Source organism: Francisella adeliensis (assembly GCF_003290445.1).
In the GTDB taxonomy this organism is placed as follows: domain Bacteria; phylum Pseudomonadota; class Gammaproteobacteria; order Francisellales; family Francisellaceae; genus Francisella; species Francisella adeliensis.
The window spans coordinates 1,637,813-1,661,846 of sequence record NZ_CP021781.1 but is presented as its reverse complement, the minus strand read 5'-3'; the positions used below and the strand labels follow the sequence as shown (position 1 = coordinate 1,661,846).

The window sequence follows — 24,034 nt, the reverse complement described above, 5'->3', positions numbered from 1 at the left end:
TTATCGTTTATTGTAGTTATAATTACATGGTCTGAGCAATATAAAAAAATGGTTGTACATAAGTTTGGTGGAAGTAGTCTCGCTAGTGCTGAAAAAATAAGAAACATTTCTAAAATCATTGATTATAAGGGGGATGCTATTGTAGTTTCTGCCTTAAATAAAACAACATCGCATTTGCGTGATGCTATTGAAAAAGCTTTATCTGGTGAAAATTATAATCACTTAATGGATACTGTGTGTAGTTTTCATACTGATATAGTAAAGGAATTAATCCCAGCCAATGAATCTTTAATAGCTTTAATTAGTAGAGATATTTGTGATATTAAGCATATTTTAAGCACTATAGTTATGACAGGCTCTTGTGCATCTAAATTAGAATTTTTTATACTAGGTTTCGGTGAGATTTGGTCAGCTAATATTTTAACAGCATACTTTCAATCTATAGGTGTTAAAGCAAATTTTGTAGATGCCTCTGAAAAATTAATTGTAGATGATAGTATTTATCCGGTGTGTGTGGACTGGCAAAAAAGTTCAGAAAAGTTAAATGTGTTATTAAATGATAATAAGGCCGATGTATACGTAATAACAGGATTTATAGCTCAAAATACTGAGGGAAAAAGGACTATTCTTGGGCTTAATTGCAGTGATTATTCTGCTGCTATATTTGCAAAATTATTGCAAGCGGATGAATTATATATCTGGACAGATGTTAAGGGAGTATATAGTGCTAATCCATCAGTTGTTCCTGAGGCAAAGCCATTGTCTAGGCTTACCTATAAAGAGGCTTTGGAGTTGGCATATTTTGGCGCTTCGGTAGTGCATCCATTCACAATAGCACCTATGGCTCTAGAAAATACGCCTATATACATCAAAAGTAGCTATTTCCCTTCAGAAAAAGGAACTAAAATAAGTGCTGAAAAAGATGAAGATCAAGGGCTTATTAAGGGTTTAACTAGTGTTTCAAATGTAGCTATCATTAGAGTTCAAGGAGCTGGAATGATAGGTGTTTCTGGGATCTCTGTGAAGGTTTTCAGTGCATTAGAAAAAGCAAATATTTCAGTTATGATGATCTCTCAAGCAAGTTCGGAGTATTCGATTTGCGTTGCTGTGGAAAGTTTACAAGCAGATAAGGCCTTAAGAGTCTTATCTCAAGAGTTTGTTAATGAGATAAGAAATAACCATATAGAAAAGATAATTGCTGAGAAACATTATTCTTTGATTACAGCTGTTGGTGAAGGAATGAGAGCTAAATCTGGATCTTTAGCAAAGCTTATAAACTCTTTGAGGTTAGCAAATATAAATATTCATGCTATAGCACAAGGTTCATCAGAAAGAAGTGTTACTGTTGCAGTAAGGTCTGTAGATGAAAAAAGAGGTGTTCAGGCGATGCATAGGCATTATAACACCACTAGTAATGATGTGGCTGTAGCAGTTATTGGAGCTGGAAATATAGGTAAAGAATTAATTAACCAGTTAAAGCAAACATATGAAAGTTGGTATGCTAAAGGTATAAACATTGTTCTAATAGGCGTAACTAATTCGAGACAAATGAGATTAGTTTATGAAAACCTGTTGTTTGAGAATACAGAAACTCTTTTAGCTGAAAAGAATGAACTGGTTGACTTAGAAAAGCTGGCTGAATTTATGTCAAAAGCTTCAGCAATTAAAAAGATCGTTATTGATGCTACAGCAAGTGAAGAAGTTTCTACTAAATATACCCACTTTTTAGAAAGAGGGGTTAATGTTGTAACTCCTAATAAATATGCTAACTCTAATGATTATGAGTATTATCAGCATTTAAGAAAAACAGCAAATCTTAGAGGAGTTAATTTTCTCTATGAAACAAATGTTTGTGCGGGTTTACCTTTAGTGAAAACTATTCAAAACATGGTACAAAGTGGCGATAATGTTAAAATGATACAAGGGATTTTCTCTGGGACATTAAGCTATATATTTACCGAACTTAATAATGGAGTTAGTTTTGCTGATGCTGTTAAGTTAGCTCATGATAAAGGTTATACCGAACCAGATCCTAGACAGGACTTATCAGGCTTAGATGTTGCTAGGAAAACAGTAATAATGGCTAGAGAAATAGGTGTAAATATTAGCTTGAATGATTTGGAAATAGAAAATCTAGTACCTGAAGAACTAAGAGAATGTTCATTAGAGGATTTTTTCATTAAACTACCTGGGTTTAATGATCAGATAATGAAGCAAATAGAGGCTAAAAAGCAAACGGCTATAGGTGTTCACTATATTGGGCGTGTCGAAAATGGCAAAGCAAGTGTAGGGATTCAGGGTTACAACCAAGGTAGTCCATTTGCTAACATTAGAGGAATAGATAATATAGTAATGATCTATACTGAACGTTATGTTCAACCTATGGTTATTCAAGGGGCAGGTGCAGGTATAGAAGTTACTGCTGCAGGTGTTTATGCAGATATTATTAGTATCATCAAAGAGAGTTAATATATGGAACTAAGTGATAATGTAAATTTAGCTAAAGCTTTTGCTCCAGCTACAAGTGCTAATTTTGCAGTAGGATATGATTTGCTAGGATTCTCACTAAAAGGTGTCGGCGATATCGTAGAATTAAGAAAAAGAAAAGATTCTAGTTTGGTTATAAAAAGTATAACTGGTGTAACAGGTGCAGACAAACTTCCTTTTGATATTGATAAAAATGTCGCTACAGCAGTTATTAAAAAATTTCTTAGTGATAAAAAGATTGAGATAGGTTTTGATGTCTATATTACTAAAGGCATAACCTTAGGCTCAGGAATGGGGGGGTCAGCAGCTTCTTCCGTAGCGGCATTGATTGCTATGAATGCTTTTTTCAAAAAACCTTACTTATATGATGAACTAATTGATTATGCAATATATGGTGAAAGCCTTATATCTGGGTCTTTTCATGGTGACAATGCTGTGCCATGTATGTATGGTGGTATGGTTTTACTTCAAAGTTCAAAACCATGTAAGAAGATTAACTTACCATTAGTTGAGTGTGATGTTGTTATAATTTGTCCGGCATTATCTATAGAAACTAAAAAAGCTAGAGAAATTCTCAAAGAGCCTTACAACTTATCTACAGTTGTTGAGCATAGCTCTTATTTAGCTTCAACAATAAGTGCTCTATATACAAAAGATATTGATTTGTTGAGCGAGAGCTTAAAAGATGTTCTAATAGAGCCTAGACGAGCTAACTTAATCACGGGGTACTATGATGTACAAGCTGCAGCTTATGATTCAGGAGCTTTTGCTTGTGGTATTTCAGGTTCTGGACCTACGATGTTTGCTTTGGTTAGAAAAAGCGATTGCCCTAAAAAAGTAGCTGATGCTATGAGTAATGTATTTAAAAAATCTGGTTTGGAATCAAGTGTATGGATTAGTTCTATGAACAATGAAGGCGCATATTTACTAGAAAAAAATTAATAAGGTAGAATAAACAATGAATTTTATTAGCACTAGGAATGATAATATCTGTGTTACGTTAAGTGAAGCAATGCAAAATGGTTTAGCTGCAGATGGTGGCTTATTTGTACCTGAGACTTTTCCTAAGCCTGAATGGAATAAGTTTGACTCTAATATGAGTTATCCTGAGTTTGCTGCAAATATGCTTCAAAAATTTTTTGAAGGAGATGAATTAGAGTCTCATTTGTCTGATATTTGTCAAAAGACATTTAAGTTTCCTGCGCCAGTAAAACGATTAGATGAAAATACCTCTATATTAGAGCTCTTCCATGGGCCTACGCTATCTTTTAAGGATTTCGGGGCGGGTTTTTTAGCTAACTGTTTGAGCTATATTAAAGATGATAAGCCATTTACTATATTAGTTGCTACTTCAGGAGATACAGGATCTGCAGTTGCAGCAGCTTTTCACGGTAAAAAAAATATCAGAGTAGTCGTGATGTTTCCTAAGGGAAAAATTTCAGCACGACAAGAGGCTCAAATTACTTGTTGGGGCGACAATATTCAAGCAGTTGAAGTTGAGGGTGTTTTTGATGATTGTCAAAGTTTAGTTAAGGAGGCTTTTAAAACACCATGGTGGAGTGAAAGAACAAAGCTAAATACATCAAATAGTATAAATATAGGAAGATTATTGCCTCAATCAACATACTATGCATATACCTCTTGGCAGCACTATCTAAAGACAGGGCAGAAGATTAACTATATTATACCTTCCGGTAATTTAGGTAATATCACGGCTGCATATTGGGCAAAAGAAATGGGGTTTCCAATCGCGGAAATATCTATGAGCTTAAATGCTAATGCTACAATAGCAGACTATATCGATTCAGGGTTGTTTAAGCCAAGAAATAGCGTAGAAACTTTGGCAAATGCTATGGATGTTGGTAATCCTAGTAATTTTGAGAGATTGGTTTATTTGTTAGGTTCTCATGATGATTTCAAAAAAAATATTAAAGCTTGCTGTGTGCCAGATAAAGAAATACAAGATACTATAAGCAGTGTTTACCAAGAGTATAAAGAAATTATTTGTCCTCATACGGCTACTGCTTTTGCAGCTAAGCATAAGTATAATGAAGATAAAGATTATGTAATCGTAGCCACAGCACATCCAGCAAAATTTGAGTCTGTTGTAGAGCCAATACTTGGTGTAAATGTGGATCCAACAGCAGATTTACAAAGATTGTTAGACAAGGATAAGCATAAGGTTAGTATTAATAAGAGTATGAAAGAACTCTGCGAAGTATATGAACAGCAAAACTAACAAAAAAATTCAAACTGATAATTTTTGTTTAAAAGTATATAATGGCTCTTATATTAAGATATAAAAAAAATAAATTCTATTATGAGATTTGTTGATGAAGTAGTTATTAAATTACAGGCCGGTAAAGGTGGTAATGGTTGTGTAAGCTTTCGTAGAGAAAAATATGTACCTCTTGGTGGGCCAGATGGTGGCGATGGTGGACATGGTGGAAGCATTTATTTAAAAGCTGATGAGAATATAAACACTTTAATAGATTACCGCTATAAAAGAGAGTACCATGCTCAAAATGGTCAAGGTGGAATGGGTGCTAATTGCTACGGTAAGGCGGGAGATGATTTATTTTTAATTGTCCCAGTTGGTACGAGTATTTTTGATCTTGAGACAAATAAGAAAGTTGGCGAGGTGATGAAGCACGAAGAAACCTATATGATCGCCGAAGGTGGTAAAAGAGGTATAGGAAATACACACTTCAAAAGTAGTACAAACCAAGCACCACGTAAATTCACATTAGGTGAAGAGGGTGAGTATAGAGAGGTTCGTCTTGAGCTGAATCTACTTGCTGATGTCGCATTATTAGGTTTACCAAATGCTGGTAAATCAACATTAATTAGGGCAGTATCAGCAGCTGTGCCAAAGGTTGCTGATTATCCATTTACTACTATGTATCCTCATTTAGGAGTAGTAAAAGTAGGTGTTGATAGTTTTGTAATGGCAGATATTCCTGGTGTGATAGAGGGGGCTGCTGAAGGGGCTGGGCTTGGGCTTAGATTTTTAAAGCATCTAACAAGAGCAAGGTGTGTTCTACATGTGGTAGATATTTGTCCGTTTGATGAGTCTGATCCTGTTGAAAACTATTTTGCTGTTGAAAAGGAGCTAGAAAAATATAGTGAAGATCTTTACGATAAACCAAGGTTTTTGGTTATAAATAAAACAGACTTGTTAGGAAATGAAGTTGAGGAGAAGTGTGCTGAGTTTGTTAAGGAAATAGGCTATGACGACAAATACTTTACAATATCTGCGGCAATGAGACAAAATACAGAGATGTTAGCTAAAAACCTTAATGAGTTTTTAAATAGGGAAGAGTAACTTTAGATGAAATTGAGAAATCTAATATTTGGTTCACCAATTCCTACTGCGAAACAGCAAGAGCAGAAGATAGGTCTTTTCTCTGGGTTTGCGATATTATCCTCTAATGCATTATCATCAGTTTCCTATGCAACTAGCGAAATATTTATAGTTCTAGGTACGGCTGGAGCATTAGCTATTGCTAAATATTCCATTGGTGTAGCTATAATGGTTGTGTTGCTGATATTACTTATGGGAGTTTCTTATGCCCAGGTTATAAAAGCTCACCCAGAAGGCGGTGGTTCTTATTCTATAGTTAAAAGTAATTTTAGTGAGAAGATGGTTCTTTTGACTTCGGCCTCACTGATTATAGACTATATACTAACGGTAGCTGTATCTGTATCTATGGCTTCAGTGGCTATAAGTTCAGCTTTCCCAGTATTTAACAACTTTATGGTTGAGATAGCTTTAGCGCTTTTAGTTTTGATAATGATTGTTAATTTACGCGGTGTGAAATCTACAGCTCGAATATTTGCTTGGCCGACTTATCTATTTATTGTTTCAATAATTTCATTAATAGTAGTAGGGTTTTATAAGTACCATAACGGTAGCTTAGAACAGTTTAATTATAGTCAAGAGCATATGAATCATATGAATTCTGCTATGGGTGTTTTGACTGTAACTTTGGTTTTAAGAGCATTCTCGTCAGGTAGTGCTGCACTAACAGGTATTGAGTCTTATGCGAATGGAGTATCATCGTATAAAACACCTATGATGAACCGAGCATTGATCGGTTTAGGATTGATGATAATCCTTTCTATGGTGATGTTTGCTGGTGTAACATTTATTGCAACACAAACTAAAATTTTCCCTGACTTTACAGAGAGTATATTATCTCAGTTAGGTCACCAAGTATTAGGTGATGGTGCTGCATACTACTTCTTACAAGCTTCAACTTGCTTGATTTTATTGATGGCTGCAAATACATGTTTTACTGGTTTTCCAACTCTAGCTTCGATAATGAGTAAAGATAAGTATTTACCTGAACAACTTCAAAGAGTTGGAGATAGATTTGCTTTTAGAAATGGCATCATAATGCTTACATGTACTTCTGCGGTATTAGTAATAATGTTTGAAGCTCAGGTGAATAAACTTATACCGCTTTATGCTTTTGGTGTGTTTATAGCATTTACACTATGTCAAGCAGGATTGGTAAAACATTGGTACAAGAATAAGAGAATATATAAAAGCTGGGGTGTTAGAGCATTTATAAATGCTATCGGTTGTATTGCGACTTTTATAGTCTTGCTGACAATTATTGAGAGTAAATTTTTTGAAGGTGTTTGGATTGTTATTATAGCTATATCTATAATCATGTACTGCTTGTATAAGGTAAAAAAACACTATCTCATAAGAGAACAAAATTTGACTATTAGTGTTGATGAAGCAATAGTTAGTGCGTCGGTAAATAGAAGGACTAAGCCAAAGATTGTTCTTTTAGTTTCTCGTATTCATAAAGGAACAATAGAAGCACTACAGTTGGCAAGAAATTTATCTGATGATATAACTCCAGTATATGTATCTGCAGATGAGAAAAAGATAGCTAAGATCAAAGGACAATGGAAAGGGCTAGCTTTTCAGGAAAAGCTACTTATTTTGAGACCAGTTTATAATTCCTTCATCACTCCTATTGTAAAAATTCTGCATAAAAATGATTTGCGTGATCCTGAAAAGGGTTATTCTGTAGTTATTATACCTGAGGTTATAAATACTAAATGGTGGCACTTTTTGCTGCATAATCAAAATTCAAAAATGCTTAAGCTTGCTATAACAGCCATGGATAAAAGGGATCAAAAAACAGTTTCACGTGTTGTTATTTCTGTACCATATAAGGCGGAGTAGATGAGTTTTCTAAAAGATATTTGGTTCGTTTTTAAGCCTTTTTGGCATTCAAACTCAAGCTTTAGAATTTTGTTTGTTTTAAGTGTTTGTATTATTTTAGAATTTGTTAGTGTTGGGTTGAGCGTTTATCTTAACTATTGGTATGTTGATTTTTATAACTCTATTCAAAACTATAACTATCAGTTATTAATTCATCAATTAATAGCTTTTGTTGGCATAGTTTTTTTTATGTTAGTAAATAGCTTTCTCTTATACATTGTGAGTCAAATTTTTATCATAAAAATAAGGAATTCTCTAACTCAAATATATACAGAAAAATGGCTTTATTCAAAGCATTATGCATGTGTGCAGGAGACTTGCGATAATCCTGATGAGAGAATAAGTAATGATATTAAAGAGTTTGTTTCTATTTTAAGAAATCTGTTTTTAGGATTTATAGGAAGTGTGCTTACATTTGTGCTTTTTTCGTATATATTATGGGAACTTTCTGGATCAGTAAGCTTTAAGTTTTTGGGTTATAACTTAGTAGTTAAGGGATATTTGTTTTGGTTGGCAGTATTACTTGCTGGATTAAATGCATATATAGTTATCAAGGTTGGTAAACCACTTAGAAAGCTTGTTTATGAAAAGCAAAAATTTGAGGCAGAGTTTAGGTATAATTTAGCAAATATACGTGGTAATAAAAATACTATATGCGAATCAGGGCTTGAAAAATTTAAGGTTTCAACCTTAAAACAAAACTTTAGTCAGGTGGTAGATAACTTTTATAAGTTAACTTTTCGAGAGGTCAAAATAAATATCGTAACAGGACTTTTCTCTCAAGTTTATGCAGTGATTGGGATATTTTTGTCATTACCAAGGTACTTTGCTAAAGTGATAAGCTTTGGTCAGGTTATGCAAATAAATGCTGCTTTTTTAAAAGTTGTATCGCCATTATTGTTTTTTGTTTATAGTTATGAAAGTGTGGCAAAGCTAAAGGCAAATGTGCAGAGACTTAAGGAATTGAAGTTGCAAATTGATGTGAGTGATAATAGGTCTGTTTATAAGATTGAGCCTACACAGGAGCAGTTTTTGAATATAAAAAACTTAGATGTTAGTAACCCTAAGGAAAGACTTTTAATTGGGGTCAATTTATCACTAACACAGGGAGAAAGTGTTTTTATAAAAGGTCCGGTAGGAGTTGGTAAAACTACCTTTCTAAGAGTTCTAAATGGTTTGAATCATGATTTTGAGGGTGAAATTTCTTACAATACAATACCAATGATTTTATTTTTAAGCTCTAACCCTTATTTCCCCAAAGATGATTTCAAACGTGCAGTATTTAGTTCAAATTTATCAAATATCCCTACAGATGATGAGTTTGTAGAGATTCTGGAAGATCTCGGGTTAGAGCATTTGGCGAAATTTGTTGGACAACTCTATGATTGGAAACACTTACTTTCAGCTGGTGAATTAAAAAGCTTAGCATTTTGTAGACTATATACTAATGATTATAATCTTGTGATAATTGATGAAGCTCTAACAAACACCTCTGTATCCTTTAAAGAAAAGATATATAAACTTCTAAAACAAAAGGGGATCAGTTATATAAGTTCAAGCCATAATAATGATGCTAGTGAGTACCATGATAAAATTGTTTGCTTAAGTGATTATAGGGTTTATAGATAAATAGTTATGTTTAGCCAAAGGCGAAGATAGAATAGAAATCACTAATAATACTTGGTGTGAAACATTAAGCGACTGGATTTCAAAGATGATACTTAAATAACCTAAAGATAAAAAAAGATTGACTATCAAAGCTACTATCAATGAATGCTAGATTGAAGTTTGAAAGTTTTAAATATATAAGGCTGCAAAGTAATGATAAGGTTTTTTTAAAAGTTTTTGGTATATATCCGATTTTTTCTGGAAAAGTAAGCTGGGGAAAATAGCTGTAATTATAATTGTTTTATTACTCAGTCTAGAAGGGTTAGGAGTTGCTGTAAGTGTTTATATGAATGAGTGGAATGTCGGATTTTACAACTCTATACAAGAGTATGATAAGTCATTGTTAAAACATCAATTAGTTATTTTTTTAGTATTAACATCGGTTATGATGTTTAATTTCTTTTTATCTTATTTGGTTAGACAATTCTTTGTGATTTTTGTGAGAAAACCAATGACCGATTTTTATACTAAAAATTGGCTATATTCGCAGTCTTATTTTACAAGCAAACATGTTGATAATCCTGAGGAGAGAATAGATGAGGATATTACTAGATTCATTGCTGACTCCCAATCTTTATTTTAGGGTGTCACTAGAAGTGTCTTTAGTTTTTTTTCATTTGCTGTGGTTTTATGGGGGCTTTCTGGTGACTATACATTTACTGTTTTGGGTGTGACACTTACTATATATGGTTATTTATTTTGGATAGCTTTTTTATTGGGTGTTTTAAATATTGCTGTAGTCTTTTGGATAGGTAAACCTCTAAAGAAACTGGTTTATCAAAAGCAAAAATTACAAGCTAACTTTAGGTACCATTTATCTGCTATAAGGAATAATAGGTCATCCGTTAGAGACTACAATGCTGAAAAATATGAGTACGCTCGTTCTAAAAGAAACTTTAAAGCGATTGTAGATAATTTTTTCGGATTGATGTTTCGAAATGCAAAGATAGATGTTGTGAACTCTTTATTTATGCAGGTTTATGCTGTAATTGGAACAATAATGTCTTTGCCAAGATATTTCGCTAAACAAATAAGTTTTGGGCAAATGATGCAGGTTAATTCTGCAGTTATGCAAGTGATTTTTCCAATGGTTTATTTGACATATGTTTATGAAACATTAGCGAGTTTGCGAGCAAGTATGTCACGACTTACAGAGTTGAGGTATGAGATTTCTAAGCACCATGATTTAATAAGTAACAAAAAAGAGCATAAGTTAGTAAGCCCAGACAATCTTTTAGAGGTTAATGAGTTTTCTTTAGCAGATTGCTCAGAATCCCATTTTTTACTTAATAAAGTAAGCTTTAGTTTAAAGAGTTATGATAGGTTGCTGATAAATGGCGCTTCAGGGATAGGAAAAAGTACTTTATTGCGGGCAATTGCTAGAGTAGGATGTAACAGTCATCAAGGAGATATTGTTTTTGCTAAAGAGTGCTTGAGAATTTGTTTATTTCCGCAAAAACCTTATTATCCTGAGGATGATTTTAAAAGAGCTGTTTTTTATCCAATACAGGTAGGGATTCCTTCAGATGAAAAGTTTGTTGGGATTTTAAGGCAATTAGGTGTTGAATATTTAGCTAAGTATATTAATACAAGAAATGACTGGAGAAACTTTTTGTCTTCTGGAGAACAGCAGAAACTTAATTTTTGTCGAGTATTTATTAAAAAATATGATTTACTCTTACTTGATGAGGCTACTTCAAATATAGATGTAAATTCTGAAAGAAGGCTATATGAGTTTTTACAGCAGAATAATTTGACATATATATCAGCAAGCCATAATGAAAGAATTAAAGAGTATCATAATAGATTTTTAGATTTTTCTAATTAATGATTAGGTGAGTGGCAATACTTGCAAAATAACCTATTGCAATAACCCATGTCCATTTTAAGTGACTCATAAAGGTATACTTGCCATTTGCTTTTCCCATTACAGCAACACCAGCAGCAGAACCAACTGAAAGTAAGCTACCACCGACACCAGCTGTAAGGGTGATTAGTAGCCATTGAGTATGATCTAATTCAGGGTGCATACTAAGTACAGCAAACATTACAGGGATGTTGTCAACTATAGCGGAAAAAATACCTATCAAAGTATTTGCTTGTGTATGAGCGTCAAATAGTGAGGGAGCTATAGATTGCATATCTACGTATATATACTGGGAGATAATAGCTAGATAACCAAGTGTAGCTAACCCCTGTACAGCAACAAGTATACCGTAGAAAAATAATAAAGTATCCCATTCGGCATTTTTTACTTTATCGAAAATATTAAATGCTTCATACGAGACTTTGTGAGCATGAGGATTTTTCTTTTGATGACAAGCGATATTAAGCCCATAGATATAGTTATAAATCATTATATAGCCGAGACCAGTCATCATTCCAAGAGCAGGGGGTAAGTGAAGTATATGTTCAAAAGTAATTGCTGTAATGATTGTCGCTATAAAGAGAATTATTGTTGTTATGGCACCTTTTTTAAACTTTACTTTTTCTTGGATGATAGTTTGAGCAGCCATTTTAGGTAAGAAAAAGCTCATAATGATAGCAGGAATAAGGGCGTTAACTACAGATGGGATAAATATCGCAAAAAACTCATTGAAATCAACAACACCCGTTTGCCAAACCATAAGTGTAGTTATGTCACCAAATGGAGAGAAAGCACCACCAGCATTGGCACAGACCACTACATTTACACATGCCATGGTGATGAATTTTTTGTTATCTTTGCCAATAGCGATAACAACAGTACTCATAACTAAAGCAGTGGTTAAATTGTCTGCTACAGCTGATAAGAAAAATGAAATAACCCCTGTAAGCCAAAAAACTCCAAGATAACTAAACCCTGCTCGGACTAGTATGCTTTTGAGTTTTTCAAATACATTACGATCTTCCATAAGATTGATGTATGCCATCGCGACCATTAAGAATAATAAAAGCTCACCATACTCAACCATGATATGATCAAAATTAGCAGCGACTATATGTCCTGCATGAGTTGTCTTGCCGACTATAGCGACTAATGCCCAGATTACCCCTGCTGCTAGTACAACTGGTTTTGATTTGTTTAAATGAGTAAAGTCTTCTGTAATTACAAAGAGATAAGCAATACAGAACACAACAACAGCAATTATTGAATAAATATTTGTAGGAGCTCCAAGGTCTCCATTAGCTGAACTGCTAGCAAAACTTAGTATTGGTAGTAGGCTCATAAGAGATATAAGGCTTGTTTTTTTTAGCATATTGGGATTAGATTTTTATTTGAAAACTTGATGTTTAGTATATCATGATGAGGTAAATATAGACAATCAGTTTAGTTGCCACTATTTCTGGCTAGATGACAGGTGTTCTAAAGAAGAAATTATGTATTTAATATGAATTTTTATATGTTATAATCTTTAAACTGAAAAATATAATAATATAAAACCACTAGGCTTTAACTAATTATGGCATTAGACAATTTATTACACCCTACAAACATCAAGATTGATGACTATGCTACAAACTCGACTAAGTTTTCTTTTGAAGCTTTAGAAAGAGGCGTGGGTTATACTCTTGGTTTTGCTCTAAAGCAAACTATGCTTTACTCTATAAATGGTGCATGTGTTACTAGCATCAAAATTAATGATGGTAAAATTTCATCACTAGAAGACATTGTTCCTTGTGAAGAAACTGTTGCTGATATTATCTTAAATATCAAAGATTTAGCAGTATCTCTTGAAGATGGTATTGAGTCTGGAAGTTTAGTCTTTGAACTTTCTGGTGAAGCAGAAGAGATATTTTCTGAAGAAGCTAAGCTTTCTGAAGGTTTAAGCATCAATGAAGAAGTGTTTATTTGTAGTTACACTGGTAGTAAAAAATTAAAAATTCAAGCTACAGTTGAAAAAGGTATTGGCTATAGAGAAACTACTGAAAACTTCAAAGATGGAGAGTTTCTTTTAGATGCTGCATTTTCACCAATTAACTTTTGTGAATTTGAAGTAAGAGATGCTCGTGTTGGTAGAAGAACTGACCTTGATAGGCTTGATTTTAATATTAAGACAAATGGTAATACAACTCCAGAAGAAGCTTTAAGACTTGCTGCAACTAAGATCCAAAATCAATTAACAAATATTGTTAATGTTGAAGAGATTAATCAAGGCATCTTTGTTGAAGATCCAACTAAAGATATTGATCCTGATTTACTTAAGCATGTTGAAGAGCTTAATCTAACAGCTAGATCTTCTAATTGTTTGAAAGCTGTAAACATAAGATTTATAGGTGAGTTAGTACAAAAAACTGAAGGAGAGCTTTTAAGAGCCCCTAACTTTGGTAAGAAATCACTTACTGAAATAAAAGATAAGTTAACTGAATTGAATTTATCTTTAGGTACAATGATCGACAATTGGCCTGAAGATTTATAATCACTTTTGCCGGAGTGGTGAAATTGGTAGACACGCCGGATTCAAAATCCGGTTCTAGTGATAGAGTGCCGGTTCGAGTCCGGCCTTCGGTACCAGATATACTATTAGTAGTATAACATTAAGCCTTCGATTCCTTATTTCACAGAGGAGTTGAGGGCTTTTTTGTTTCTGTAGGATGAGAAAGAATAACGTCTGTATTATTACAAAAATTCATTGATCTAAACTTTATAGTTATCTCAATCATTTTAATTTTTTTGTAGTTATGTGAGTTAAAAGTGTTTGTTAGTGGTTATAATAATCTATATATCTTGCAGATAATTTATAAAGGTAACAAAAAATGCGATATGTAGCGATACTGATAATATTGATTATACTAGCTTTACTTTTTTTGTAGGGGGGTATAGATGTTTAAATTCTTAAAGTATATTCTCATTGTTGTAGCATTGATAATCGTAGCATCGTTTGTTATGAATAAGAGAAACAGCGAGATAGTCCCAACAACTATTAGCATCCAAAAAATTGGTGAATTAGCTACTTTAAAAGTTGTAGTTAGTGGTAATTCTTTATATGTATCTGATGATGGCATGCTAGTTGAAAATACCGCAAACTATAACTATGAATCATCAGCTATTTTATCGACAAATATTGATAAAGCTAATATCAAAATAGATGAAAAAGATAAGACTATAACGTTAAGAGTTAAGCCTCCTAGAGTAACATCCATTACAATAGATTTTGATAAAACTAAGCAGCTAAGTAGGCAAGCATATACATTTAAGGTATTGCCTAGATTAGGGGTTATAAACACTGACCCTGATGATAAACTAGCAAATATAGCATATAAAGAAGTTCAAAAGCTTACTGATAGTATCGCATCTTCACAAAAGCATATTGAGCAGGCAAAGAATAAATTTGTTAGCTTAATGAATAAACAGTATCAGCCACTAGGATGGAAAGTAGAGGTGATTTGGTTGTAGTATGATGAAATATTTGTAGTTTTCTTTTGTAGAAGTACCTTGCATAGCAACGAAAAGCAATTCTGATAGGTTAAATAAAATGAATAAAATTTATAAAGATATTTATATAAGTTTAGAGATAGCGATAGCGGCGTGTATATGTTTTATATTGGGTTTTTATATATCGGGTTTATTGCATAGAGGAGAATCTGTTATAGGTGGATTTTGGTGTTTAATTACAGCATCAGCAATATTACAGTTTAGTATTAAAAATTCATACTTAGCATCTATAGAAATATTTATGGGGTCAGTTATTGGAGGCATAACAGCTTTTTTGTTTACATATATGTTAGGGTATCATTATTATGTGATGATTTTAGCAGTTGCAATAAGTGTGTTGCTTACAATTAGCTTTAACTATGAAAATGCTATAAAAATGAGTAGTGCTAGTGCAGGAGTAATTGTCGCTTTAGGCTTATATCAACCTCATTTTGCACCATTTTTAAATATGAGTTTACGGTTGGTTGAAACTTTTACAGGGACAGTTGTAGCTTTATTTTTTATATTTATTAGTAGAATTTTTAAAATAAGAATTGACGAATGAAAAACCTAGACCCAAAGACAATACCATTACAAGGTCGCCACATTATCGAAGCAAGTGCTGGTACTGGTAAGACTTACAATATCACAGAGCTTTATATTCGATTATTATTAGAAAAAGAGCTTTCACCTGAAAATATCCTTGTGATGACATTTACCAAAGATGCTACACAAGAGATTATCAGTCGGGTTGAAGAGAAGATTCGCGAGGAGCTTAAATATTTTGATGGCACAATATCAGCAAAAGATACAAATCTTATTGACGATTTAGATAAAAATATCAGAACAGAAGAGCAAGAGCTTAAGTATAAAACTCTCAAAAAAGCACTGTTAGAAATAGATGAAGCAGCGATATTTACTATTCATGGTTTTTGTAAGCGAGTATTATCTCAGCAGGCTTTTACAAGTGGTTTAGAGATGGATGTATCTATGGAAGTAGATACTGATGATATATTGCTTGAAGTTGTTGAAGATTATTTTAGAAAATATATAAATACTGATAAAGAAAAGTTTAAATTGCTGCAGTCACAGAAATGGCATACTCCAGAGAGATTCTTAGGTAAAAAGGGTTTTAAAGATGTAGTTAAGTCAAATTATGATATTGAAGTGCCAAAGTACTTTAGTTTAGAAGATTTTAAGATACAGAAACTAGAGCAATTAAATTTGTTTGAGAAAAAACCAAGTGTTATTGATGAATTTTTAGCCAAAGCAAAGAAGGCAAAAGAGCCAGAGGGTGCTAGGGTTGAGGAGTATCAAAAGGTGTTAGAGTGGTTAAAAAATGATGAGCTTACTTTCCCACAAGATATATCAATAGTTACTAATGGAGGTAAAATCAGAGGAGATGAAATAAAACCTCTTTTTATGGGTATAAAAAATTTAAAGGATCTCTCAGTACAAATTTATCAAAATAAGATATATAAAATAGTCACAGATATATGCCAAGAAATCCGAGCAAATTTTATTGAAGCAAAGGCTAAAAAGTCGGTGCTAGATTTTGATGATTTAGTTGTAAAACTACGCGATGCAGTTTACAAATCACCTGAGTTAGTTGAGATACTTCAAAAAGAGTACCCAGTAGCTTTAATAGATGAGTTTCAAGATACAGATGTTATTCAGTATGAGATATTAGATAAGCTGTATCCATTAGCAAAAACGATTGGTAACGACACTTCGATTGACAATCAAAACCCTAATACTATCAGTCATTCCCGCGCAGGTGGGAATCTCAATAGTATGAATGAATATTCAAAAAATACCTCTTTAAATGGACATGATAAGTCAACTAATGAGCCATTACTGTTAATGATAGGAGACCCTAAGCAGGCTATTTATGGCTTTAGGGGTGGAGATATTTTTACATATTTAAAGGCAAAAAAAAGTGCTGAATATAGTTGGAGTATGGATACAAATTGGCGAAGTACAGCTGGTATAGTTAGTTCATATAACAGACTTTTTTACACTAAAAATTATACTCCAGATGATTTTGAAACTATCGAAGATAATAATGTCTTTAGTGATGGTATAAGCTATCAGCTTATCAAAAGTACAAAAAATGCTAAAGTAAATAAAGAGCTTATAGAGTTTGATGATGATTTTAAGGCGATGAACTACTTTGTTTATGATGAAGAAAAAGTTTCAGCTGATAATGGTAGGAAAGTACTATCTCAATGGACTGCTAATGAGATTGTAAGACTACTAAATACAAATAAGGTTAAAGAGTCAGATATAGCTATACTTGTACAAAATAACAAGCAAGCAAATGCTACAAAAAAAGCACTACAAGAGATTGGGTTAAGCTCAGTTTATCTAAGTCAGCGAGATAGTATTTATCAGAGTGTCGAAGCTGAAGAAGTCTTAAAAGTGCTAACAGGAATAAATGAACTAGAAAATGACAGTATGTTAAAACAAGCACACTCGACTAGTTTGTTTGGTGGTACAGCCGAAAAGTTTAGCCAGTTTCTTGATGAAGAAAATCCTGCAATTTGGGACAGAGCGAAAGATGAGGCATTTAAGCTAAGAAATACTTGGAAGAAAGAAGGTATAATGTCGATGTTACTTGAGATATTACATAACCAATATGCTCCAAGAGTAGAGCAAAATGCGCGAGCATTGACGAATATTTTACACATAGCAGAATTGCTAAAAGTAGCTGAAAATAGATATAAACAATCATTCCAACTTATAAAGTGGTACAAAGATAAATTACATAATAAGTCTAGTAATGAAGAAAATACACTTCGTTTAGAAAGTGATTCTAATCTTATCAAGATAGTTACAATACATGGTTCAAAAGGGCTTGAGTATCCGGTTGTTTTTGTGCCATTTATAACAGCAGTGAATCCAAAAGCATTTAATGCTAAAGATATAAATAAATACTATAACCAAAAATCTCAAGAAACTGTTCATTATATCGGTAAAGATGATTTGGTGAAAAAACAGGTTGATAATGAAATTATAGAAGAATCACAACGGCTACTTTATGTAGCTATCACGAGAGCGTCACAACGCTGTTATATTGGTGTAGCAAATTTTGATAAATGTGATAAATCTTCATTGGCCCAATTTGTAGGTTTTAACCCTAAAGATGAGTGGCAGACTTTATTAGAGAATATCACTCAAAATCAAGAAAGTCATAGTAGAGTTATCAATTTTGATGAGGTCAAAAAGACTAAGTTACAAATTACTAATCATATTGGTAAAGATAAGCTAGAAGCAAAAGATTTTAATACTAAAATTGAAAATTCTTGGGGGATGTTATCATTTTCATCAATGGTCAGAGATAACAAACCGTATGAATACACACAAGATGATAAAAGCTCGGATGAAGTCGTTGATGAGGCTGTAAATACTACAAATAAAAAAGAGTTAGAGTATAGATTTACTGCAAATAAAGGTAGTGATATTGGTAATTTGCTTCATGGAGTGCTAGAAGAGTCTGATTTTTTTGAAGGTGTAACGATAGAGAAAGTAAACGAATTTATAGGTAAAAATCTAGGTGCTGTAAGTGACAAAGCAGAAGCACAAGATATAAAATTATGGCTTGATGAATGTTTAGATGCACCTATTTGCAGTTTGTATGGTGGGCAAAGTTTTTGCCTTAAAGATTTAGCACCATCTCAAGTACTTAAGGAGCCAGAGTTTTACTTCCCAATAGATAATCAAAATTTATGGAAGAATAAGCTTGCGGGAGTACTATCAAACTATCGTGGTGAGCAAACAGAACTACCAAATAACGCTAAGTTACATGGCATGTTACACGGTTTTATAGATTTGATATTTACACATAATGATAGATTTTTTGTAGCTGATTATAAGTCAAATTATTTAGGCGATAAGTTAGAAGATTATACGCAAGAGAAAATGTCAGCTAAAAATCAATCAAGTTTTTATGATTTACAGTATCTTATATATTGTGTGGCATTGCACCGTTATCTTAGTATCAATAAAAAAGACTATGATTTTGATAAGGATTTTGGCGGAGTTTACTATTTTTACCTTAGAGGAATGAAAAGTGGAGCTGGTGTTTATAGTAAAAAGCTCAACAAAAAAAGAGTGCTAGAGTTAGATAGTCTGTTTAGGGGAGGTAAATAATGATTTATGGTAGTTACGCTCAAGCAAAAAAGTATTTAGATAATTTAGAAGCTATTGATTATTTCTTTGCAAAGCAGGTTTTTGAATTTTTTGAGAACATAGATAAATCGGATAATACACAGCTTTTCCACCTACTAATGTGCCTACAAAAGTACTATAGTGATGGACACACTTGCTTACCACTAAATAAAATAGCAAACAAAACTCTCTGGAATACTAAGGAAGATAGCGAAGACAACCAGGTAGCCGAGATAAAAGCAGGGTTTGAGTTTGCCGATATTGATATTCTTAAAAGTATAGTAACTAGCTTAACATTGGATGAAAAATCACCGATTAGCTTTCACTATGATTGTTTGTATATAAACAGACTATGGTTGTTTGAAAATGAGATAGCGAGCAATCTAGTAGCTAGAGCTTTAAATACACATTCTAAGGCGCAAGAAACGCAACAATCTAATGAGCAAATTAAAGCTATACTAGATGCTTTTTTTGCTGAAACTAAAGAAGTCGATTGGCAAAAAGTCGCTGTAGCAAAAAGTATAAAGGATAATTTTAGCATAATATCTGGAGGACCTGGGACAGGTAAAACAACCACAGTTGCTAAACTTATACTTGCACTACAACAGTTATCAAATAAATGCTTAGATATACAGATGATAGCACCAACTGGTAAAGCTTCACAACGCTTAAAAGAGTCTATAGCTAGCTTTAAAGATGCTAATCAAAACTTAGATACGGATGTTTTACCAACAGAGGCTAAAACGCTACATAGATTCTTAGGAATGCGACCAAACTCAAACTATATAAAGTACAACCAAGAGCGTAAATCTAATTGTGATGTGTTGATAGTTGATGAAGCCTCAATGATAGATATAAACTCATTTATGTATATTATTAGAGCTATAAAGGGTTGCTGTAAACTTGTATTACTTGGCGATGTAAATCAACTACCATCAGTTGAAACAGGAAATATATTGGCAGAGCTTGCTAAAGCTTGCGATGTAAATCATTATACAAAGTATACAGTAGAATATCTTAAAGAGGTTTGTAATTATACTTTTGAAACATCCACTAAAGCTTATGATTTTACAACATTTTTACAAAAAAGTTATCGTACAGATAGCCAAGATATTTTAGCTATAGCTAAAGATGTGATAAGTGGAGATGTGAGAAATTATCAGTTAAATGCCCATATAGATTACCAAATACTAGAAACTAGAAATTATGATAAACAAGTTGAAGATTTTATCAAAAATGTCTGTCTACCAGAGTTTAAGAAAATTCAAACAGCCGAAAGCCCACAGCAAGCATTAGAAATTCTAAAACAATTTAGAGTATTAGTCGCTAATAGAAATATAGCTACAGGCACACAAATTATAAATCAGAAAATAGCTAGGTATTTAAATCAAAATGAAGCGTTTAGTTATCATGGTAAGCCGATAATGATTATTGTAAATGACTATAACTCAAGACTGTTTAATGGTGATGTTGGAGTTATCTGGAGAGATAAAGCATACTTTGAAGCAGGAGATGGACAGTTACGAGAGCTAGGGCTTTCACGTCTACCAAAGCATGAAACAGTGTATGCAATGACTATCCATAAGACACAGGGTTCAGAGTTTGACCATGTAGCGATTATATTACCAAATGAACCTAACAGACTGCTAACAAGAGAGCTTTTATATACAGGTATTACTAGAGCTAAGTCTAAGGTTTATATCCGAACTAGTGCTAAAACTTGGCAACAAACTGTAGTTAAAAAGGTAAATAGGCACTCAAATATAAGTAAGATTATGCAAGATATTCAGTCTAAAGCAGATAGTATAGGGGAAAGTTGAAAAATGGCACTATATACATACCCATCAAATAAACTTGAGTATTTAGTAGAAGTTTTTGCAAAATTACTTGAATTTAACCAAGAGCGAAAAGCTATATTTGACCAAAATAATGTCTTAGTTGGTAGTAGAGGTATGCAACATTGGTTGAGTATGGAGTTGGCAAGTAAAAGCTCAATTACGATGAACTTTAATTTTGATATGATAAATAGTTTTATTGTAAATACTTGTAGCAAAATAGCCAAAATTGAAGAAACCAAAAAAGCTTATACTAAAGAGATATTAACTTGGAGAATTTATGCAATAATTTCATCTAAAGAGTTTATCGCAGATAGTGACAATAGTAGCTTAAATGACTATTGGATTTCAGACGGTGAGATTAATCAGCTAAAATGCTATCAGCTTAGTAATAAAATTAGTGAAATATTTAGTAAATATATAAAATTTCGTCCTGATTGGTTAGAAAAATGGCAACTTGGCGAAAGTATTGATAAAACTCAAACTGTTGATGATGAATCATGGCAGATGAAGTTATGGCAAAAGCTAGTAGCTCAAGAGTCAAGTACACCAATGGAAGTACAAGCCAAGGCATTAGAAAAGCTAGGAGCTTATGCGACTAATCTACCTAAGGATCTTTACATCTTTGGTATAAATGCGATATCACCCCAGAATTTAAATTTTATTTTTGAATTATCAGAATATATAAATATCCATATACTTTATATCGACCCATGTAGTCAGTATTGGTACGATATTTGTAAAGATAAAGTTAGTGTTTGGCTTGGTAATGATGATTTTGAATTACAGCCATTATTAGCAAATTTAGGTCAGCAGGGTAAAGAGTTTTTTAGTCAAATACTAGAAAATGATACTAAGCACGAAGTCACAGTTTATGGTGATTTTAAATCCTCATTAGAAGTCACAGTTAATAGTGAGGAGAGTATCTCTACAGATAGTATGCTTAGCTCTATTCAGCAAAATCTACTTGAGTTAAACACTAAAAAAATGCACGATAAGGATAGTAGTATATCTATTCATTCTTGTCATAGCCCAATGCGAGAAGTTCAGGTTTTGCATGATAGACTCTTAGATATGTTTGCTACAGACCCAGATTTAAAGCCTAAAGAAATATTAGTAATGTGTCCAAATATCGAGGATTATGCACCTTATATTAGCTCCATATTTACAAAAAATTATGATGAAAATAGGATACCTTGTTCAATAGCTGATAGAACCCTAAAAGATTCAGAACCTTTGATTTCTAGTTTTATAGATTTGCTTCAACTTCCAGATAGTAGCTTTGAGGTTACAAAAATACTAGAGTTTTTAAGTGTACCGGCAATTCAAAGAAAGTTTGTCATAGAGAACTCAGATATAGAAACTATTGAGTATTGGCTAAGAGAGGCTTGTGTCCATAGAAATCTTGGTAATACTAATAAAACTTACTCGTGGCAATGGGGCTTAAATAGGTTGTTGTTAGGATTTTGTATCTCAGACAAGCATGAGATAGTTAACGATAATACACTTATGACTGTACCTAGCATTAAAGGTAAAGAAATAGCTGAACTAGGTGCGGTATATGAGCTTTTAGAGTTGCTAAATGATTTTGCTGAAGACTTGAAAGAGCCAAGAACTGTTGAGCAATGGCAGGAGTTATTTGTTAAAAATATTAAACTTTTGTTTGAAGTTTCAGATGATGATTCTAAGGCAAAGAGATATATTGAAAATGCGATAGTTAAGCTAGTTGAAAGCACCAAGCAAGCAGGGGTTACAGCTAATCAAAAGCTTGATTTAACTATTGTTAGATATTATTTGAGTACTTTATTTTCTGAACCTGAAATAAACAACCACTTCCTAACAGGTAAGGTTACATTTTGCTCGATGACTCCGATGCGAAGTATTCCATTTAAAGTAGTAGCAATGCTGGGATTAAATAGCGGTCAATTTCCACGCCAAGAGAACTCGATTAACTTTGATATTATGGCACAAAAATCACGCCAAAAAGGAGATACAACCACCAAAGATAATGACAGATATTTATTTTTAGAGTCTATTATTTCAGCAAGGCAAAGCCTATACCTTAGCTATATTGGTAATAGCGTCAAAAATAATGCCGAGCAACAAGCAAGTTTAGTGCTTAAAGAATTGATTAATTATATGCAAAAAAACTATGGTTTTGAGGAAAAAGATATTTATCACTATCCACTACACCCATTTAGTGAAAAGTGCTACAAAAAGGGCGATTATCAAAGTTATGATAAAAATTGGCTCAAGCTACTCAAAAAGAAAAATATAGATTTTTATAATCAGCAAAGTATAGGTGAAAGTACCCAGCATAGAGCAACTTTAGATAAAAACCTTACTATTAGAGAGATAGTTAAGATATTTGATGACCCATTAAAAGCTTTTTGTAGTTCATCATTGCATTTATATTTTTCTCAAACAGAGGATGAACTATCAGACTCAGAACCTTTTGATGTAAATAACTTAGTTAAGCACCAGTTTAAGGGTGATACCGTATCAGCATTATTAGATAATCAAAGTTTAGAGGATATTAAGCTTAGAACTCAATTATCAGGAGTAATGCCTCAATCACCATTAACAGAGTCGACAATTATCGAAGAGACTGAAAAATTACAAAGAATGGTCGATAATAATCTCTTGGTAGAATGTACTAAAAAACCTATAGTAGCAACTGTAGGTGAGTATCATCTATCAGCAAATATTAGTGTTGATAAAGAAGATAATATCAAGGTGTATGGAGTATCTAAGGGTGCTAAGCCAAAAGATAGACTTTCTTTATATCTAAGTGTTTTGATAAAAGCTATCAATGATAGGAAAGCTATAGAGAAAGCCGAGATGTATTTTAATTCTGAAAAACAAAGCTCAGTATTAATTTCACTTAAGCAAAAAATATCTCCAGAGCAAGCAGAAAAAGAGTTGCTGACATATCTAAAATTAGCAGAGCAGTTACTAAATACTCCTAAGCTTTCACATTTGAAATTGGCTGATGTGGTCTATAACGCAAAAGATGAGAACAATAAAAGCAAAGAATGGAAGAAAGTTGTCGAAGCTAGTGAGCACAATTTTGACTCTTTAGAAGAAAATCCTTATTTTGCTATGTTTTACCCAGATAATCCTAGTTGCAATGAGTTTGATAGCTTAGATGATTTATATAGTGGATTATTTGAAGCGGTGGAGTAATTGCTTATATAAGATAACTAAAGAAAAAAATAGTAATACCCGTGTAGA

The 24,034-nt window shown here is 32.9% G+C and carries 14 protein-coding genes, 1 tRNA gene and 1 pseudogene; 15 read left to right on the top strand and 1 reads right to left on the bottom strand.

All coding sequences use genetic code 11. The annotated features are described in order from the left end of the window. The first annotated feature begins 48 nt into the window (after positions 1–48). The 8 genes and pseudogenes from thrA (at position 49) to CDH04_RS09990 (ending at position 11,228) form a co-directional block, all read left to right on the top strand. On the top strand, positions 49–2,469 hold the full coding sequence (thrA, locus tag CDH04_RS07995; protein ID WP_112870932.1) for a bifunctional aspartate kinase/homoserine dehydrogenase I: 2,421 nt from the start codon (positions 49–51) through the stop codon (positions 2,467–2,469). 3 nt (positions 2,470–2,472) lie between these two features. Then, on the top strand, positions 2,473–3,429 hold the full coding sequence (locus CDH04_RS07990) for a homoserine kinase (RefSeq protein ID WP_112870518.1): 957 nt from the start codon (positions 2,473–2,475) through the stop codon (positions 3,427–3,429). A gap of 16 nt (positions 3,430–3,445) precedes the next feature. Next, positions 3,446–4,726, top strand: a complete 1,281-nt coding sequence (gene thrC / locus CDH04_RS07985) for a threonine synthase (protein WP_112870517.1) — start codon at positions 3,446–3,448, stop codon at positions 4,724–4,726. 81 nt (positions 4,727–4,807) lie between these two features. Continuing rightward, positions 4,808–5,812, top strand: a complete 1,005-nt coding sequence (cgtA, locus tag CDH04_RS07980; protein ID WP_112870516.1) for an Obg family GTPase CgtA — start codon at positions 4,808–4,810, stop codon at positions 5,810–5,812. A 6-nt stretch (positions 5,813–5,818) separates the two neighbouring features. After that, positions 5,819–7,693, top strand: a complete 1,875-nt coding sequence (locus tag CDH04_RS07975) for an APC family permease (RefSeq protein WP_112870515.1) — start codon at positions 5,819–5,821, stop codon at positions 7,691–7,693. Next, a complete protein-coding gene (locus CDH04_RS10065; protein ID WP_112870514.1) occupies positions 7,694–9,361 on the top strand; it encodes an ABC transporter ATP-binding protein/permease in 1,668 nt (555 codons plus the stop codon). A gap of 223 nt (positions 9,362–9,584) precedes the next feature. Then, positions 9,585–10,559 (top strand): annotated as a pseudogene (locus CDH04_RS09995) (SbmA/BacA-like family transporter); the annotation flags it as partial. Further along, complete coding sequence (locus CDH04_RS09990; RefSeq protein ID WP_234393367.1) at positions 10,539–11,228, top strand: ATP-binding cassette domain-containing protein; 690 nt, start codon at positions 10,539–10,541, stop codon at positions 11,226–11,228. The pseudogene CDH04_RS09995 and the gene CDH04_RS09990, both read left to right, overlap by 21 nt. On the opposite strand, the gene nhaD is transcribed toward CDH04_RS09990, so the two are convergent. Next, positions 11,221–12,639: a sodium:proton antiporter NhaD gene (gene nhaD, locus CDH04_RS07960; RefSeq protein WP_112870513.1), complete on the bottom strand. Its 1,419-nt coding sequence runs from the start codon at positions 12,637–12,639 to the stop codon at positions 11,221–11,223. The two genes, CDH04_RS09990 and nhaD, sit on opposite strands and share 8 nt — an antisense overlap. Before the next feature lie 204 nt (positions 12,640–12,843). Here nhaD and CDH04_RS07955 point away from each other — a divergent pair, with 204 nt between their 5' ends. From CDH04_RS07955 to recC, 7 genes are all read left to right on the top strand, one after another. Further along, positions 12,844–13,800: a DNA-directed RNA polymerase subunit alpha gene (locus CDH04_RS07955; RefSeq protein WP_112870512.1), complete on the top strand. Its 957-nt coding sequence runs from the start codon at positions 12,844–12,846 to the stop codon at positions 13,798–13,800. Positions 13,801–13,808: 8 nt separating this feature from the next. After that, positions 13,809–13,895, top strand: a tRNA-Leu gene (locus CDH04_RS07950). Positions 13,896–14,204: 309 nt separating this feature from the next. Further along, on the top strand, positions 14,205–14,777 hold the full coding sequence (locus tag CDH04_RS07945; protein WP_112870511.1) for a DUF4230 domain-containing protein: 573 nt from the start codon (positions 14,205–14,207) through the stop codon (positions 14,775–14,777). Between the two features lie 79 nt (positions 14,778–14,856). Continuing rightward, entirely contained in the window at positions 14,857–15,360 is a 504-nt protein-coding gene (locus CDH04_RS07940; RefSeq protein WP_112870510.1) for an FUSC family protein, read from the top strand. Continuing rightward, positions 15,357–18,947: a UvrD-helicase domain-containing protein gene (locus CDH04_RS07935; RefSeq protein ID WP_112870509.1), complete on the top strand. Its 3,591-nt coding sequence runs from the start codon at positions 15,357–15,359 to the stop codon at positions 18,945–18,947. The genes CDH04_RS07940 and CDH04_RS07935 overlap by 4 nt, the downstream gene beginning before the upstream one ends. Next, a complete protein-coding gene (gene recD, locus CDH04_RS07930; RefSeq protein WP_112870508.1) occupies positions 18,947–20,785 on the top strand; it encodes an exodeoxyribonuclease V subunit alpha in 1,839 nt (612 codons plus the stop codon). The genes CDH04_RS07935 and recD overlap by 1 nt, the downstream gene beginning before the upstream one ends. 3 nt (positions 20,786–20,788) lie before the next feature. Continuing rightward, entirely contained in the window at positions 20,789–23,986 is a 3,198-nt protein-coding gene (gene recC, locus CDH04_RS07925) for an exodeoxyribonuclease V subunit gamma (RefSeq protein WP_112870507.1), read from the top strand. Positions 23,987–24,034: the final 48 nt, after the last annotated feature.

Coding starts and splice junctions, on each gene's coding strand:
- nhaD (WP_112870513.1), bottom strand. CDS start 12,639: ATGCTAAAAAAAACAAGCCTTATATCTCTTATGAGCCTACTACCAATA.
- thrC (WP_112870517.1), top strand. CDS start 3,446: ATGAATTTTATTAGCACTAGGAATGATAATATCTGTGTTACGTTAAGT.
- CDH04_RS07940 (WP_112870510.1), top strand. CDS start 14,857: ATGAATAAAATTTATAAAGATATTTATATAAGTTTAGAGATAGCGATA.
- CDH04_RS07990 (WP_112870518.1), top strand. CDS start 2,473: ATGGAACTAAGTGATAATGTAAATTTAGCTAAAGCTTTTGCTCCAGCT.
- thrA (WP_112870932.1), top strand. CDS start 49: ATGGTTGTACATAAGTTTGGTGGAAGTAGTCTCGCTAGTGCTGAAAAA.
- CDH04_RS07945 (WP_112870511.1), top strand. CDS start 14,205: ATGTTTAAATTCTTAAAGTATATTCTCATTGTTGTAGCATTGATAATC.
- CDH04_RS07955 (WP_112870512.1), top strand. CDS start 12,844: ATGGCATTAGACAATTTATTACACCCTACAAACATCAAGATTGATGAC.
- recC (WP_112870507.1), top strand. CDS start 20,789: ATGGCACTATATACATACCCATCAAATAAACTTGAGTATTTAGTAGAA.
- cgtA (WP_112870516.1), top strand. CDS start 4,808: ATGAGATTTGTTGATGAAGTAGTTATTAAATTACAGGCCGGTAAAGGT.
- CDH04_RS07975 (WP_112870515.1), top strand. CDS start 5,819: ATGAAATTGAGAAATCTAATATTTGGTTCACCAATTCCTACTGCGAAA.
- recD (WP_112870508.1), top strand. CDS start 18,947: ATGATTTATGGTAGTTACGCTCAAGCAAAAAAGTATTTAGATAATTTA.
- CDH04_RS10065 (WP_112870514.1), top strand. CDS start 7,694: ATGAGTTTTCTAAAAGATATTTGGTTCGTTTTTAAGCCTTTTTGGCAT.
- CDH04_RS07935 (WP_112870509.1), top strand. CDS start 15,357: ATGAAAAACCTAGACCCAAAGACAATACCATTACAAGGTCGCCACATT.
- CDH04_RS09990 (WP_234393367.1), top strand. CDS start 10,539: ATGTCACGACTTACAGAGTTGAGGTATGAGATTTCTAAGCACCATGAT.